General features: G+C 54.8%; 13 protein-coding genes. 7 read left to right on the forward strand and 6 right to left on the reverse strand.

The features are described from left to right. Nucleotides 1-125 precede the first annotated feature (125 nt). The 7 genes from L5014_RS36020 to L5014_RS36050 are packed head-to-tail and all read left to right on the forward strand — an operon-like array spanning nucleotide 126 to nucleotide 8,478. Entirely contained in the window at nucleotides 126-1,073 is a 948-nt protein-coding gene (locus tag L5014_RS36020) for a hypothetical protein (RefSeq protein WP_238468652.1), read from the forward strand. Beyond that, nucleotides 1,063-3,453 (forward strand): hypothetical protein, encoded by a 2,391-nt coding sequence (locus L5014_RS36025; RefSeq protein ID WP_238468653.1) that lies wholly within the window; start codon nucleotides 1,063-1,065, stop codon nucleotides 3,451-3,453. The genes L5014_RS36020 and L5014_RS36025 overlap by 11 nt, the downstream gene beginning before the upstream one ends. Continuing rightward, nucleotides 3,437-3,928 (forward strand): hypothetical protein, encoded by a 492-nt coding sequence (locus L5014_RS36030; protein WP_238468654.1) that lies wholly within the window; start codon nucleotides 3,437-3,439, stop codon nucleotides 3,926-3,928. The genes L5014_RS36025 and L5014_RS36030 overlap by 17 nt, the downstream gene beginning before the upstream one ends. Then, on the forward strand, nucleotides 3,925-4,548 hold the full coding sequence (locus tag L5014_RS36035) for a hypothetical protein (protein ID WP_238468655.1): 624 nt from the start codon (nucleotides 3,925-3,927) through the stop codon (nucleotides 4,546-4,548). Before L5014_RS36030 ends, L5014_RS36035 begins: the two co-directional genes overlap by 4 nt. Further along, complete coding sequence (locus tag L5014_RS36040) at nucleotides 4,545-4,943, forward strand: hypothetical protein (protein WP_238468656.1); 399 nt, start codon at nucleotides 4,545-4,547, stop codon at nucleotides 4,941-4,943. The genes L5014_RS36035 and L5014_RS36040 overlap by 4 nt, the downstream gene beginning before the upstream one ends. Nucleotides 4,944-4,981: 38 nt before the next feature. Next, complete coding sequence (locus tag L5014_RS36045) at nucleotides 4,982-7,036, forward strand: helix-hairpin-helix domain-containing protein (RefSeq protein ID WP_274389635.1); 2,055 nt, start codon at nucleotides 4,982-4,984, stop codon at nucleotides 7,034-7,036. A gap of 11 nt (nucleotides 7,037-7,047) precedes the next feature. Next, nucleotides 7,048-8,478, forward strand: a complete 1,431-nt coding sequence (locus tag L5014_RS36050) for a site-specific integrase (protein WP_238468657.1) — start codon at nucleotides 7,048-7,050, stop codon at nucleotides 8,476-8,478. 29 nt (nucleotides 8,479-8,507) lie between these two features. Here L5014_RS36050 and L5014_RS36055 read toward each other — a convergent pair whose 3' ends face one another. From L5014_RS36055 to L5014_RS36080, 6 genes are all read right to left on the reverse strand, one after another. Then, entirely contained in the window at nucleotides 8,508-9,641 is a 1,134-nt protein-coding gene (locus tag L5014_RS36055; protein ID WP_238468658.1) for a GNAT family N-acetyltransferase, read from the reverse strand. A gap of 229 nt (nucleotides 9,642-9,870) precedes the next feature. After that, nucleotides 9,871-10,743, reverse strand: coding sequence for a hypothetical protein (locus L5014_RS36060; RefSeq protein WP_238468659.1), 873 nt, complete (start codon nucleotides 10,741-10,743; stop codon nucleotides 9,871-9,873). Then, a complete protein-coding gene (locus tag L5014_RS36065) occupies nucleotides 10,736-12,451 on the reverse strand; it encodes an AAA family ATPase (protein WP_238468660.1) in 1,716 nt (571 codons plus the stop codon). The genes L5014_RS36060 and L5014_RS36065 overlap by 8 nt, the downstream gene beginning before the upstream one ends. 130 nt (nucleotides 12,452-12,581) lie before the next feature. Beyond that, a complete protein-coding gene (locus L5014_RS36070; protein ID WP_238468661.1) occupies nucleotides 12,582-14,528 on the reverse strand; it encodes a DUF3732 domain-containing protein in 1,947 nt (648 codons plus the stop codon). Next, nucleotides 14,525-15,046 (reverse strand): three component ABC system middle component, encoded by a 522-nt coding sequence (locus L5014_RS36075; RefSeq protein ID WP_338019384.1) that lies wholly within the window; start codon nucleotides 15,044-15,046, stop codon nucleotides 14,525-14,527. Before L5014_RS36075 ends, L5014_RS36070 begins: the two co-directional genes overlap by 4 nt. Further along, nucleotides 15,021-16,256: an ABC-three component system protein gene (locus tag L5014_RS36080; protein WP_238468663.1), complete on the reverse strand. Its 1,236-nt coding sequence runs from the start codon at nucleotides 16,254-16,256 to the stop codon at nucleotides 15,021-15,023. The genes L5014_RS36075 and L5014_RS36080 overlap by 26 nt, the downstream gene beginning before the upstream one ends. Nucleotides 16,257-16,334: the final 78 nt, after the last annotated feature.

A 16,334-nucleotide genomic window follows, 5' to 3' on the forward strand; every position in this document is an offset into this window, starting at 1 on the left:
TCTGAACCCCGTTTCGCGCTCTGCGTGATCGTGTGCATTTCCATCAAAGCGCGAGACGACTCGATTCGTTTCACCCCGAATAGCGCGGGACGTCACTTCTTAAATATCCCGGGACGTTACAGACAATGGCTCCCACGCCGTGGAATGCCTCAGTTGTCTTGTCGATGACATCCGACAATATAAAAATCAATAGCGATGGCACTTACACAATATCAGGAATGAAGACGCGTAGCGCCCAACTGCAAGAAATGACGCTCACCAGTCTAGAGGATGAAGAGTGGCAAGACATAGAAGCGGTAACCGATTCATGTGACATTAACGATGAATATGCATGCAAGGCTCTTGGGTTGCTCTTGTGGCATGACCGAAACCTAAAGGATGCGAACATCACGCGTTCGTCTGACTCCCTCTTTGTGACGCTGAATCTCGGGAAAGCATCAGCATATACGTTTGACATCATCGATTTGAGCACATCTCTTCCGCAATTCTGTCAACAATATGACATCCCCACATTTATTCCGAAGAGTATACGGGACCAAGTTGCCAGCATTGAATATCTACGCTCAAATCGCGACGTCCACTACGTTTCTGCGCTGCTTGGGCATGCCGATTTGCACACCACGCAGCGATATCTCAATTCTACGATTATAAAACTTTTAAACGCCGCAAATATGAAGCGGTTTATGGACCACCTTTCCGCATCTATTGTTTTCGCTTGCGGAGGGATGGAGCGCGTAGTCGAATTGAACTTCGACCCGGCAAAGGTACGGGAGCAAATGCTATTTCCGTCGAGCACGACTTCTCCAGAGACAGGCGAATCGTTGGCCGACAAATGGCTCGACTCTGTCGGGGACATGGCAATCTGCATCACCGAAGTCGAAATTCAACATTGCGTACTACAGCATCGATTTTATAGCCGCTCCCTCAGAACACTAATTCAATTCAACCTTGACCGCTTCCGTCACTTCCACCTTCCAAGACTTATATTTTGCCAGGCGCTTTACAAACTTATTTCCGCCAGTCCGTATTGCGACGTTTTACGAGACTATGAGGAGACGCTAAATGCCGCTTAAGCGTGCGACACCTGATTTCACTAGCAGCTCAACCGACTCAGTGCCTGAGCAAACCGACAGGTTGAATCCTACTGATGGCCGCCCCTCGGCAGCCCAGCGGCCAGAGAAGGAGCGGCCTCAACGTCATAGCCGCTACCTAAGCGAATGGCGGGACGACATCGTTCGGGTCAATGTCTCCCATCAGAAGGCGGCACCGGCGGCAGTAGCTTATGACCTGACGAATATTGTGGTCGCGGTGAACGGTGGATTAAGCCCATTCGCAACACATCGTCGGCTTGGGGATTTCCCTGAGTTCGTCGACACCTTGAAAATCCTGATAAACCTGACCTGCAAGCGGCATCATCGCGGCGCCGTCGAGCCCGCAATCACTGCCGCCATCGCCACAGCGGTCCGCCTTTTCATCTGGATGCATCGGAAAGGAACACCTGCTCTACGGGCGCTCACAAGCGAGGACGTAAATGCGCTGGTCGTCGACGTCGCGGAGAAGGGCTGGTGGTCAATACTCGAATACGACGAAGCCTTGAAGGTCCTGTTGGAGCGCGCCAGTAAGGACCTCGAGTTGCGAGAAAGCCTTCGCTCAGCGAGCTCCGCCAAGCACCGCCGAGAAGGAAACTTCAAGCGCGACATTTTTGCGATGGAGCTCGGCTTGCCATATGCGCCGCATCTCACGCCCACTTGGTTCGCACGGGACTTTGGTCGTCTTGTCGGAATACCGGAGGACCAAATCAAACCACGCGCGGGCGGACTTCTGAAAAACAAGAAGACGACCATGCATATCCTGAATTTGCTGGCTGAGATGCCGGCAGGCTTCGACGGACTATCGCGCTACCCGTTCGCGAATGTATCCGGAAGTCAGCGGTCGCTCAACATCACTACAGCCTCAAATCGCGACGGCAGGACGGAGAACCTCGACCTGGAAGTCGCCGTAACGATTTTCAAAAACTCCATAAAGTGGGTCTACGACTATTTCCCCGGAATCATTGAGTTGGTCGCAGCCGCTAGAGACGAGCTCGAGAAAAATGTCGGCAAGGAGCCCTGGACGACGCTGCGACGCCTGCGTCTGCGCCTACGGAAGGAGTACCCTGGGATCAAGGCGAAGTTCCATCTTCCGTTCCCGACGATTGATGCTTCCGAGGGCGAGTTTTCGTTGGCGCGCATGATTGATTACTTATTCGTTGCCGCGACATCCTTGATTGCGTCGAATCATGGTCGCCGGCGAAACGAAGTGAACGGATTTGAGAAGCCTTATGGCTTGTACTTTGGATGCGTCGAGCAAGTGGCTGCCGAGCCTGAGCTCCGGCGCATAGATTTTTACATCGAAAAATCGCTGAAGGACTATGCGACCTTCTGGTGCAACAAGCTGGTCGCCGACGTTGTCGAACGACTGGAGCAACTCCAGCAATACTTCCGGCCACTGAGCACCAATCCTATCGACATAGAGGGGGACCAAGAAGCTGGCCGCAATATCAAACTTTTTTCACGACGGACTTTCAGCCAACACGGGTTCTCTGGCCCAGCCACTGAGTTCGACTGGGAAAGTCACGCCCGTCAATTTTTCGCTCTTTGCGGCATGTCGACGCTAGATTTCTCTGGGAGGGCACATCCCTTCCGGAGAATTTTCTGCCTTTTGTTTGTTAATCGTTACGACCATCCCGAGCTAATTGCGCTCAGCGAACATCTCGGGCACGTCGACGTCGACCAAACACAGGTCTACATCACCGACCCACCGGCTCGTCGGCTGGAGCGGCGCATCGCAATGCTGATTGGAAAAGCCAGAGACGAGATGAAGGATTTCTATGAGATGTTGGCGGACGTTCGCTCCGAAGCTTTCGAGCAAAAGATTCTGGACCTTTTGTCCGGAAAATTGATAGGCGGTGGGCTCCCCAGACTTATTTTGAAATTCATCAAGCGGATGTCGGCGTCGGCAACCTTTCGCAAGATGAGCCTGGAAGAGCAAGCTCACCTCACGCGCGAGAGGATGGAAGCTCACGCATACTGGTACCAAGAAAGCCGTAACGGTGGTTGTTCAGCAGGCAATGCGCGACACACCCGAAAGGCGGCTAAGTGTGCTGCAGACGGGCAAATCCACCATGAGAGAGCAAACCCAGAGACATGCCATGGTTGCATCCACTCCTTGACGACCGAGAACTATATTGCCCTGATGGAGCAAGATGCCGCTGAACTGCTTGCAGCGTCCGAAAACCCGAGGACCCCCCCGAGTCTACGGCTTCGCTGGGCTAAAGATGCAGAGAGGTTGTTCGAAATCGCTAGGCAAGAACGCCAGCTTGGGGAAAAGAGCCGTGCGTTAATGCTATCCGTCGTCCAAGGGTTCGCGAAGGTCTATCCAGTTACGGAGGTAAGCCATGCGTCATCCCAATGAATTCGTACACACTGCGTCACTTAACAACATCTGCGCCAAAATCAATTTGCTCAGAAAGTGGGAAGTGGCCGGTCTTCCTGCGCTGCTCAGGACTTCAGGAAACGTCGCCGTAGACGAATCGAACAATCCGATGCTCGACAACTTCCCCGCCAGCGTCGAGGCCGTTTGCGCCTGGACCGATAACGACAACTGTCGCGCAACTCTAGACGGCCCTCCTGAGCTGGAGCTTCTACGCCCGCTAAGCCGTGCCTCACTGTTTTCACTTTCCAACCGGTACATGTTAAGGCGGATGGAATTTCAGACTACTGCCATGTCTCGGAAATTTCCGGCGGAAGCCGCTCGGAACAAGGCGCGGGGAAGAACAATGGCATTGCCCGTGGGCATTGAAAAGTCGTGGAAACGCGTAGGTGCCGGTTCTGCGGCGAGAGCAGCTGCCCCTTTTAAGCCACATCTCCAAGAGGAGTTCGACCTGTGACTGAACATGTTTCAGAGAGATACCTTGCCGAGGCCAGGAAGAAAATCGCCGACAAGGTGAAGCTGCTAAAAAAGTGGAAGGCACACGGAGTCCCGCCGTTAATTGACGACGCCGGAAAGCGACTCACGGATGAGCACAACAAGCCCCTCTACGACTATTTCCCCGACGACAAGCGAGCATTCTGTGCGTGGACGGCAAAAGACAACTGCAGCGCCACGATTGCGAAGTATCCCGAAATCCTGGAATTCGCCACACTCAGCCGTTCGACGCTAGGCAAAGACTATCATGTCAAGAGTCTGGAGGATGTAGAGACTCAAATTAAGGGTGTAATCAAGAAGGTTGCGGCTCAAGCATCCAAGGACAATCTCAAACCAGAGCTGCAGTCGATGCGCAAGGAGCTTGACTACTGGAAACAGATAGCCATAGAGGCCAACAACGACCTGGTCCACCAACGGCGACTGGCCGCTCGAGCGCAAACCGAGTGGCGCAGGTCTGAGTTGGCGCGAGAACATAACAACAACCTTCTGAATGACCAGATAGCACGACTAACCACTGCCAACGCCGAGCTGACTGCGGAGCTCGCGAAAATTCGACCACTGAGTTCAAAAGGCAGGAAATGAAATTATCGAAATCATTCGACCGCCATAGCCGTGCGGTCGAGAATGCCGGCCGACTGGCCGGGTGGCGTGCCCAAACAGCCCTAGAGCACGTCCCTCTCAACCAGTTTGGCGAATCGTCCAAAGAGACGATTTGCAAGATGCTCGGAATCTCACGGTCGACCGCGCGTAGCAATCCGACAATGAAGGCAATTTTTGGCCAGCTGGACGCCGAAATTGCGAAAATGCATGCGCGAAACCAAGAGAAGCGAGCGCCGGAAGGCACCTCGAAAAGCGGTCTAACGTCCCAAGAGATAAACGAAGCACTAGCTGAGTTACAGACGGATAACAGCCGGCTGAGGAGAAAGTTGAACGCATTGATGTATCTCGAAGATACTGGACTGGACGTCCGGCCGTGAACACCCCTGGGCCAACTCGCCTGCACCGGGGCGAAATCTTGAAAGTGCTTTCGCGAACCGGAGGTGGCGCGATTTTCGTCCTGACGGTCTCGCCTGTTCGCCAGATTCGCGTCGTTGTCCCGTATAACCTGCTTCCCGTGGAGCCGCAGGCCGGCGACATCTGGTCGGTCGAAGGACGCTTCAGGTATAGCGCGACACATGGCTCGCAACTGCACGCGACCGAGGCATACGTCGATATGCCGCGAGGCGCCGAGATAGCCAGCTTCCTTGGCCGTAACCTTTACTTTGCAGAAGTTGACCTTCGTACAAGCAAGTCAGCATACAAACGGCTGGGCGAGGGGTTGAGACTTATGCTTGATGCAGCCGACTATGTTGGCATCGCCGGGGCTTTGCGATTGGAGCTTCGAGATGCCGTCGCATTCTGTGAACGTTGGCTCGATTTTTGGGCGGAGATACGGCTGCGAAAAGTTCTCATTCGGGCATCTTTTTCCGTTAGTTCAGCGCCGCTCCTGTTCAAATTCTGGGGACGAACTGCGGCCGATTTCCTCACAGACAATCCATACCGATACCTCCCGTTCTCAACGTGGAGACAGGTCGATTCTGCGGCCCTTCGGGTATTCAACATAGATGCCGAATCGTCGAAGCGACTAATCGGCGCCGCCGAAGCCGCCCTTTATGCAGCATCAAGCTTTGGCGACACTGCGCTTGCTGACGCATCGTTGCGACGGCTACTACGCATCCGACTTGGTTCGACGCCCCTGGCCAGTAGAGCCATTTCACTTGCGATTGAGCATGGAAAACTAATCGCGCTCAAGGGGCCAGTCGGCGAATGCGTCTATCAGACAACAGGGCTCTACAATATTGAATCAGCACTAAGAGGCCGGCTGTCAATTGATAGCCGACCCGTTACTTCCGAGTCGCAACGCTCAAGCGAAAAACACTTCCCACAAGGTACCCTGAGCATCAGCCTGATGTTCGCTGAGGGATGGTCGCCCGTCGGTGTCGTCTCGCAGCTTGCTTCCATGGAAGAACAATCGCTTCACGTCGTGCCGGACCAGACCATAGTCTGCGGTTTGAGGGCTTCGGGCGCACGGACTCGAATCACAACTATTACCGCACTCATCACCGACGGTCTTGGACGCTCAGTACCCGAAATCATCTATGTCTACGGCATTGAAGGATTCAATGTCTTGCTGTTTTCGAAGTTGTTACAGCGCCTGCCGGCGTCAACAAACGTACGTGTGGTGGTCCGGTCAAAATACCAGCTTGCCGTCGGCCCCGGACCTGTTCTTCAATGGCTCATGAGTCTCACGACGATTCAGTCGAGAACGCTGATGTCGACGAGAAAGCGGCCTCGGGTTGGTATCGCGAGCTTGCTGCACGACATTGACGTCGGCCGCGCTACCTTGCCGTCCAGCAACGGATACGGCGGAGCGTTCCGATTGGTCCCGACCTCCGGTTGGAGAGAGACCTTGGCCGCTACAGTTTCGGAATTCTATGCGGCTGCGTCGGCTCAAAGTGTCCTGGTAATACTACCGTTGCTAGAACAGTGCCACCAGTTCAATACGTTAATTCATCAGGAGTCGATACTCTACAAACGCGAAACGGGGCAGTCTGCGTCGACCGTCAAACTCCGTGGTGCGCAGTTCGCTACGACTGGGGAGCCGCTTGTCTGCCACAAGCAGGTATGGGAGCTCGGTTTGATACCGGGCGCTTTGGGAACCTTGCTCGAGGTACTTGGCGACGCCCGATATGAAGTTCGCAATGGCCATCCGGCGCGCATCCTTGCCATCGCCAGGTTCACCATGGTCGGCGAGGTGACACTGACTGCGGAAAATCTGTCGCATATTTCGCTTGCGCATGCGCTGCCGGTTCAAGGTTGTCAGTTTGCTTCTTCCCAGCATGTCATTCTTCCGTTGACATCGGCCCCTTTTGTAGACCGTCTTTGGGTTCATAAAGCTGTGTCGTGTGCCAGCGAAGCTGTAGCATTGATAGGCGATGAATCCATTTTCGCCCGCGCCGTAAGTTGCAGTAGAACACGCCGGCCTCGACGTTTTGGAGCATTGCAGACGCTCGGAAGCAACATGGTCTAGGAGCATCACCTATGGGTACTCAACAATTTCGCGTTCCCACCGTTACCCTGATTTGGGTTGGCAACTCAGAGCTCGAGCGTGTCCCTGTATTCCGAGACCAAAAACTTGCGCTCATCGAGCCGTTGGTCGACTTCTGTGATTTCAAGCTCGCGAGCTACCGCCGGAATGGAATCAACAGGAAGGGGTATGCGTCATATGTTGAGAGCTTGACTTATTCAATGCTGAGTTATGCGGAGTACCTTGCCGAGAAGAAGATAGATTGGAAAAACGAACAATCCAGATTCAATCTGGATATCCTGCTAAAGCCGGTTAGAACACTTGAGCAATTCTACAAACCCGTTGCGCATTGGCTCGACGCCAACGACACGCTTCTGCGGAACTACGGCGAATGGGCGCTCCAGCGCATTCAAGACAACCCGCGCAGCCGCGATTCTATGCGCAAAGCCATGGCTACGGCCAACAGAAAGCTGGAATGGGTCTATGAATTTTACTGCTGGGCCCAGATGGACGCGAAGTACGCATCAAATCTGATGTCGTGGGATGACGACAAATGCAACATCAGGTCGTCACTTCCTTCGCTACGGGTTGCTCAGACCGATGCAAACGTCAAGGCGTCAGCCAAGTATCCTGTGAGATTCGAACACACTGGCGAGCGCTCAAGAACAAAAGAGGGCCAGCACTGGGCAACGCCCGATGAAATCCGTCAACTCGCGCACCACTTTCGCGAAAATTTTGATAGTGTACTGGCCGAGCGAAACGTGCTTCTTCTGCATCTCGGCGAGCACGTAGGATGGCGGTGCGAATCGGCCAACTCCCTTACGGTGGACCTGTTCTCACACGAGGCAATCGAGAGTCAGTTCAAAGCTGGCAAAGACCACTTCCTCGTCATCCCCCCAAAACAAAAAAACTACCATCAATTTTCGTTTCCCGTGCCGTGGGAGCTTGCGTATCGCATTCAGGCCTATATCAAGGATTCGAACACCGGACGCGCAGCTATTCTAAACGCTGCCAAGGGCTCCGAGAAAGACACCGGTGGGCGCATATTCCTGTCCCGCAGAGGCACGTCTTTGACGGACCGCACCCTTTCACAGCTATTTGGAAAGGCGTTCCGGGCTATTGGGGCACCGAAGGGTGCTGGATATCACGCCTTGAGACGAGGCATGCTAGATGATTTTGCGGACCGCGCTCTGGAAGCGCGGCATCTCGCAGGTGCGTCGGTCGCCAAGGACGATGTGCTTCAAGACATTATGGACGTCTCGGGGCACGTCTCAGGAAACTCGTATCAAGCCTATGTCCGCTCTAGCCGACGGCGGAAGAAACTGTCAATCGTCGAGAAGCAGCAAGCGGAAATTTGCGCCCGCGAGGCAGAGAAAGAGCAAAGTCTTATGGAAGCCGCAGTCCTCAGAGACGTAATTCGACGCCGTGGCCCAGTACCGAAATAAGTTGCCTCTCGCCAAAAACCTCGCGCCCTTCAACCCTTTCGCTTGAACGGCGTATGTGCCTCGAGCTCATCAATGTGCTGGTCCATCGCGGCCGTCTCCTGGTCCAGAAACTCACTGATGGCATGGGCGAACCTATTGTCGGCAATCCAATGCGCTGACCACGTCGGCGTGGGCATCAGGCCGCGTGACATTTTGTGCACACCCTGTGCCCCGCCCTCGAAGCTCTTCAGTCCGTTGGCAATACCGTACTCGATACCCTGCATGTAACAGGTTTCGAAATGAAGGCCCGAGACGAACTCTTTGGTACCCCAATACCGCCCGTACATCGTGTCGCCCTGAACGACATTCAGCGCGACCGCTAGCCTCTTACCATCCTCCTCAGCGATGACCAGCATTAGCGCATCGGGCATCGTCCGGTGGACCTGGCCGAAAAACTTGCGATTCAGGTATGGCGGGTTCCAGTGCTCGCGGTAGGTGTTCTCGTAGCACTCGTAGAAGAAGTCGAGGTCGTCCTGGCCAATCTCCTGCCCGCGCAACCACCGGAACGTAACGCCGGCGTCATGGACCCGTCTACGGTCCTGTTTGACCTTCTTCCGTTTGTCGTGCGACATCTTCGAGAGAAACTCATCGAAGGTCTTGTACCCAAAATTCTCCCAATGGAACTGGACGCCCTCCCGAAGCATATATCCCGCGTCTCTAAGCGCCTCAATGTCGTCCTCATTCGAGAAGAGCACGTGGATTGAGGATACGTCTAGCTGCTTCGCAAGTTGGATAGCACCTTGTGCAAGGAGGACGCGGTCAGCGTGCGTCGGCGCGAGCAGCCTTGGACCGGTAACGGGCGAGAATGGGACCGCCGAAAGGAGCTTCGGGTAATATCGCAGGCCGTGTCTCTGGAAGGCATCTGCCCATGCATGGTCGAAGACATATTCGCCGCGTGAATGAAATTTCAGATATAACGGCATCACGCCTGCGAGCCTGCCTCCCCTCTTCATAAGTAAGTAAGTTGGCTGCCAGCCGGTCGCATCAGTCGCGCAACCTGTGTCGTGCAATGCCGACAGAAACTCGTGCCGGACGAATGGGTTGCCAGAACTCAGGACATTCCACGCTTCGGCCGGCACGTCCGCGATGGAATCGGCGACTAGAAACTCGACCTTGCTGCTCACTTGCCCTTCCCCCTCAAAACGTTTTCGTCGTATCGACGCGAACCTGAATTGTCGCCGATACAGAGAAAGTCTTCAGGAAGCCCAGAGGCCGAAGAGCGAATGGTCCATAAAGGCCCAGTTTGTAGCCATGGGGTGCGCTCGCCCCTTCTAACGGGCTCGCCTGTCTATGTTTGAAAAGGACAACTGTTATCGTATCGAGACCCATTTTCCAGAATAAGACTCCGACGACCTAGGGTACGACGAGTGGGGCATCCGGCCCTCGGCCGGGTCGGGACAATTGCAGATAGAGCCAATGCAAGACGTCGGCATCCAGCAAGCCCGTCACGAACACCGAGTCCCAATTGTTTTTGCCACCGCGCGTCTCGTCCGTCAGTTCCCGTTCCTTTTCGAGAATCTCGCGCAGAGCCTGTTCACTCTGAGGTATCTCGGCAAGGGCGCGCACGATACGCTGAGGCCTGTCGCACAGGTGCGTCCATCTGTCCGAGAGGTGCTTCAATATCGCCGTGTTGGAGACAATCTCGCGAACGTGGAATTCGATTGCTCGATGCTGCGGATGAGCCAGCGGCGTCAGCAATTGTATGCTAATGCGTGGGATAGCGCCCAAATCGTCAAAACGTGCAGCAATCAGGCGTTCACTAAGGCATTCATCGAAATATGGGTGCAAAATTCGCTGGCCGGCAGACGGCCCGACGATTACTTCTCCTCGTAGCGTATTGCACTTGCAGGCGGGAACGAGGTTCAGTGAAAACACCGCGAAGGCCGTGTATGCCTCCTTGGGCATAAGGTGGTCCAGCGTACCCCGATGCATCGAGCCGCACATCGGACAGACGCGCTGCTCGGCATCCAGTCGAAGATTCCTGATGTACGAGAGGTCTGCCGGCGGACTGCTGTAGTGCCCCTTGAGATAACCCCTGACCTCATCGCTCAGCGGCACGTTAGCGATTTGATGCGCATCTCCAAGTACGGCGCGGTACTGCTCATAGCCGGCGATGATTGGGGCTAGCTCCGCAAGCAGATGCGGAAAGCTGCGGACTCGCTTATTGTTCGCAAGCTTGGTAAGCGCCTCGTTGTCGTCAATTTCAGGGGGGTGCAGTCTATTCATCGCGCCGTTTTGCCTCCAGAGCGAGCCTCAGAGAGCCGAGCATCTCGGGAGAAAGGTCATCCTTGTAGTCAGCGTACAACTTGTCCCAGCTCTGATACTGCGTCAGTAGACTCCGCTCCACCTCTGCCGCCAACCTAGACGGCTCATCCTCTCCAAACACGAAGTAGGAGATTGAACCGACGTCCGCCCCAAAGGTTTGAAGCCGCAGAGGCTCCGATATCACCATTCCGTCGCTGGTTGTGCTCAGCACAGTCACCTGCTCCCTAAACACCTCTCGAACGAAATAGGCGGAATGCGTCGAGATTACGGCGGCAGAGCCAGTATTCACCAAGAGCTCATTTAACAATGCGACGAAGCGACTGATGAAGTTGGGATGTAGATGCGTTTCCGGTTCATCAAGGAGCAAAAGCGAGCCATTCTCCACGTAGAGGCTCGCCTGCGCTGCAAAACGCAAGAAGGAAGTCTCGCCGCTACTCAACGAATAGATTGCATCGTCGACAAGACGAACCGGTTCCCGATTTAGGTCAATCGCCGAAAACATCCTGAGTTCCGATTCATCCTCCCTGTCATCGTCCTCAGGAAGAGATGCTCGTTCAGCGTTAGGTCTCAGTGCAGCGATAGGTATCGGCGCGCTATCCCTATCCGAGTTTACGAGAACAATCTGTTCCCAATCCGAGATTGCCCGAATGGCATCCAGAAATATTTCCCATCGCGATAGCTTGCCAATAAATCCTTCCGAACGTGCGACTTGAAGCACCATATCAGCGACCCCGCCGCCTCGACGAGCTCGTCCGGTGCGATTGAGCGCAAAGCGCTTGTACCATACTTTGGGGCTCTTTTTCCGCTCCGGAGGAAAGACCGAGGCCCACTCGCTGGCCGGCGCAAAAGCAAGCACGCGGTTCACAGATACTCGTTCACGAGTATTTGTCTCCCTCAGAGACACCTCGTCGCCAGCCAGTGCCGCACGCACAATCTGTCCGAGCGCCCAGCTCTTCCCGACCCCGTTCTTTCCGATTACGACAGCGATACGTTTCGGCAGGTCGCCCTCGTAGTCGAAGCGAAAGCGCAGTCTGTGTTCGTTCACTCTTCCCGCGAGTCGAAAGGTGACCTCGATGTCATTCGACATGCGGCCGAACTCCTCCGAATTGATGCCTCGCAGGATAGGACCGGCGTTCCTGAACGCAAAAAACGACTCCGAGTGCCTAATGAAGGAGCGTTGAAAGACCTGCGTGCCTGCCGCCAACTGAGGAATGTCCGAACTCGGCTGGAATTCTCCGAGCGCCACGACATCGTTAATATCAAGCAGCAGGTCTGAGGTCAGTTCCGCACCGATAACTCGCACGAGCCGCCGATAGTCGTCCATGGAAGGTAACATCGTGAAAAATCGATGCGACTCATTGGCCTCGATTAGCTTCGCCGGGTTGTCGGTATCCCTTAACTCTTCCTCAATTCTCAGGACGTCGCTCACCGTATCGGCTTCGGGTGTCAGCAATCCAAAGAAAGCGCTGAATCCGAAATACGGGAGATTTCCTGGGAGGCCAACGTGAACGTCGACCCGCGTTCTGAAGCCATAGTCCTTCGTTTGGTGTTCGCTGGGTACGATGAACACATGGAACGGGCGGATGGCGGAGACCTCTGGTTCCGATAGCCCAAACATAACCGTGAATGGAGGGCCGGATTTTCTCGTGCTTCTTGTCGGAGCAGACATCTAGCATTTCCCAGCGTTTGGCAACGTTACCGCCACAGATTAACTTGATGGACGTTGCATTAGATGAACGCAACTCCGCAATCGCAGGTTCCAGTTATGGAACTATCCGAATTCTAACTTCTGATGCTTGTTACGTTCGCTCTTCTCCATAGCACCTTGGCCAGTCTTCGGGGATGAGCTTCTCGCCATCCCGCCAACGATGGCGAACATGCTTCTGAAACCCCGGGTCATCAAAATCGGCGTGGTCGGTAACTATCACCTGATATTCGCGCCCCTCGACACTACTTGACTGCGCCATCAGCTCATACATTCGTCGAACCGTGGCTCTATCAATGTCTTTCTTCTTTGTTCCGTTACCCGAGTCGGCAGGAAAGTGCGCTTGGGACGGTTGGTCAATCATCAGGAAATTTGGGACCGGGCGATTCTTTTGCGCGAACCACTCGTGTAGCGCAAGGTGAACCACAAGGTGATAGCCGACCCAGTTCTCCCCGCTCCCCATGCGCTTCAAAGGAACAGGGCCATCCAAGGTGTCCGCGACAACGGTTAAGTTCCGAACGTCAAATCGCACCGGCGAATCTGAGAACTCAAGCTTCAGGGTTGCCGCATGCTCGGATATTGCTGGATTGATTCGCCCGAGAATCGACTCCAGTCGCTCTGCCATCAACTGGTGGCTCAATACCGCCTCAAGCTCCTTGCAGATGCCCGCAAGATGGTCTCGCTCAAGGTGCATTCCGCTTGTATCTGTCTCTTCTGGCAGACTCTCCAGATAGAGCGAAATCCGACCAACGACCAGCGCGCTTCGCGCTGCATCGTCATGATACTTTTGGAGGCGCTGGTCATTCTCGCGAATGACGTTAAGCTGCATCCTCACCACTGACAGCCTTTCTCGAAGAGCCGACACTTCACTCTCATATGCCTCTATCGCGGCCTGGATATGTGGCGTCGAAGTGCGCACTGCAGTCGAGTGGTCGAGCAGGTCGTTATGGAACAGCTGCAAATTGGCCACGGAATCAATCTCCTGTTCCTGCAGGGATTGGCTGCATAGTGGGCATGCATGCGCGGTGCGCTCCGAGGAAAATAGGTCGACCAGACCAAGGCGGCGAGCCTGCTCTTGCACCTCTTGCTCAAACTCCAGTCCGTGATTCTCGAAGGCCCGCGCTGTGTCTATCGCATGCCGCTTACTGCGAATCTGGTCCTGGAGGCGAGCGCGCTCCGATGACAATCGCGCGAATTCGTCTTCGTCGGCTTGTGGAGGCAGATTGCGTCCTATTGGAGACTCCGCTATCCGTTTGAGCTCGGCAACAGCGGCTTGCCATGACTCTGGCTGCCCCAAGTCCGTAAGGCCAACCAAACGCGCTTCAGTCAGCAGCGAGGAAGCTCTCTCGCTCCCTTTCCCCCGAAGGTCTTCCAACTCTCTCAGAGTTCGGTCGATGCTCCGAAGTTTGTCGCGACATACCTTGAGTTCAAATCGCTTTGCCATCTGGTCTTCACTGACAGCTCCGAGAAGATATGGCAAAGAATCTTTCAGTGCTTGCGAAACAAAATTGTCCGCCGCCCCGTGGAAAAGATAGCCCTTTTGGTCAATTTCATTCTGCGTCTGGAGACAGAATGCAAGCGCGTGCCTAATGTTGGTCGAGAGCGCGCGCCGCGTCTGCCCAGGCGGCGGCACATGCAAAGTCTCCTTGATGCCAACCCAAGACGTGAGTTGAGCTATGAGGCCCCCAAGATTCGTCGTCTTACGCAGTTGCTTCGCAGAAGGAAGCTTTAGCTCTTTTGCTCCCATCTGCAAGAAAATATCTTCCGTGGACTTCGCAGGCGGGCTCGGTGCTCGCCTGGCAACGAAGGCTCGTCCGGCGTCGCCCAAGTGGAGAAGAACTCCATACCATGCGACCTTCGACCGAACCACACCGTCTGGCACCGAGCATTCGTCCGCGCCAAAACAATAATCCAGAATTTCAATCAGAGTCGACTTACCGGTCTTGGAGTCACCAGACACCACATTCAAACCGCGCCGAAACGGCACAGCACGACGTCGACCGTCGCAGCTGTAGACCGCAATAGCAATTACCTGCATCATGCCCGCATCCCGATAAGCGCTAAGGTTGTTGTTGTGTTTCCGGCCAGTGCGAGCCATCTCCCCATGAAGTGAGCGCCGCGAAGGCATTGCCCCATCTCGGAATTGGCCTCATCGAGTCCCCGTATCTGAATCTTCATGGAACCAGCGGCATGCACTTGGCCTGCCGCAAGGCTCAATGCTCCATGAGTGGAACCAAATAGCAGTCCTTTTCGCGTGATGTCTTTTGTGACCCTCGCTAGGGATGCAAACTGAGAGCGTAGCAGGGGGTTCTCTGCCAGCCACGTAGCAAAGGATGTTGCGATAGTCTTTGGCAATTCGCGCCGAATCGGTTCGTGCAAGACCGCAGGTAGGACAAGAAAGGACGCGGCGAAGCTCAATGGCTCTACGTCCCGGGATTTCGACTCCCGCTCCGCTCCCAGGCATGCCTCGCGTAGTAAAACAGCACAAAAAGCCGGATTGAAGAGCGCCCGGTACTCGGCTGAATCTCTCGTATCACTCATCCTCCTTCTCCTCACCATCTGAGTGCGCGCTGCCGGACTCTAGCAATCTCACGTAGTCGGGATGCCAACCTACGCGCTGCTGGTCCGAGAGTTCGTGCAGAGTGCCCCTCGCCATCCACGGTGCGTTCATTCCGGCCTTGAGGCTCAAATCAGCATCGCTTTCAGCCCAGGCCAGAAGCTCTGCGCCGGCGGCAACGCAGTTGCTCCCACTCGAATCGGCTTCAAGAGCTTCCTGCGCGCGAGCAAACCGTATCTCCCAGGCCTCGAACAGGTCTTGTCGAAAGCGTTCGTCGTCGGCTAAGAGTAATAGGTCGCTCCTCAGCCATTTGGACCGTTGCGTGTAGGCGCGGAAGTAGTCGTTGATGGCTCGATTCAGCCGCGTTTTGTTTTTCGTTACAAGTATCACTTGCTTTGCAAAAGTGTAGCGCGCATACGCGGCAAGAGCAGCCTGGTCGAGTTTTTGCTGCAGAATCTCGTTATCAATCAGTAAAGCGTCCGCACGACATTGGTCTCGTATATCGTCCAGCTTCAGTTCGATGGATTGCGATGACAAGGTTGAGAGTCCACCCGGCGAAGACAGTTGCCTGACCATCTGCCCAAACCACCATCCTTCTAGCGCGTCTAGCGCGCTAGAAATTCGATTTTTGGGAACCGCAAATCGGAGTTCCAAATGGAGCTCTCGCTCAACATCGGTCGCAACGGGAGCTCCGTCCATGATGACCACGCTTTCCAGGAAGGCGGACTTTTCTCTCTCCGACAGTGCAAGGAAGAGCTCATAGCCCTCCTTGTTCTCCTGCGATGACGATGAACGCGCGGTAGCATTCAATAAAACCAGAGCTTCCACCTCATTCCGCTGCTCGCCTTCGCCAAGCAAGTACGCTGCGCTTCCTTTATCGCAAGTTCCAGTAGATACCAGGATAAGCCGTGTCATTGAATCAATTTGCCCGGCGCCTGAAGCCGTCAACCATATGCGAAATGTCTTCCAGATATCTGGGCTCGCATCAGTGAGCGTGGCGACCCGCTTTACTCTATGTTTCGCTTGCAGAAGGTCAGTCGGGCGCCCCTCTGAATCGAACACTACGTCATCCAGCGTCTCAAGCCCGACCTTGAATTCGTGGGTGGAGCGGAGCTTCCTAAGAGCCCAGAGAAGTGCCAGCCGCACTTGGTAAAGATATCCTAGCGCGGACTCTCGAGCACTGAATCGTTCTGCACCTTTCTTCTCTGACATGTCCGAATTCTCGCAGTCCAGTTCCATCTCTCTACCCCACTTCGGGTGTGTAAATCCGAACTTTAGAGTGCCGCTCCA

Source organism: Paraburkholderia tagetis (assembly GCF_022213065.1).
Taxonomy (GTDB): domain Bacteria; phylum Pseudomonadota; class Gammaproteobacteria; order Burkholderiales; family Burkholderiaceae; genus Paraburkholderia; species Paraburkholderia tagetis.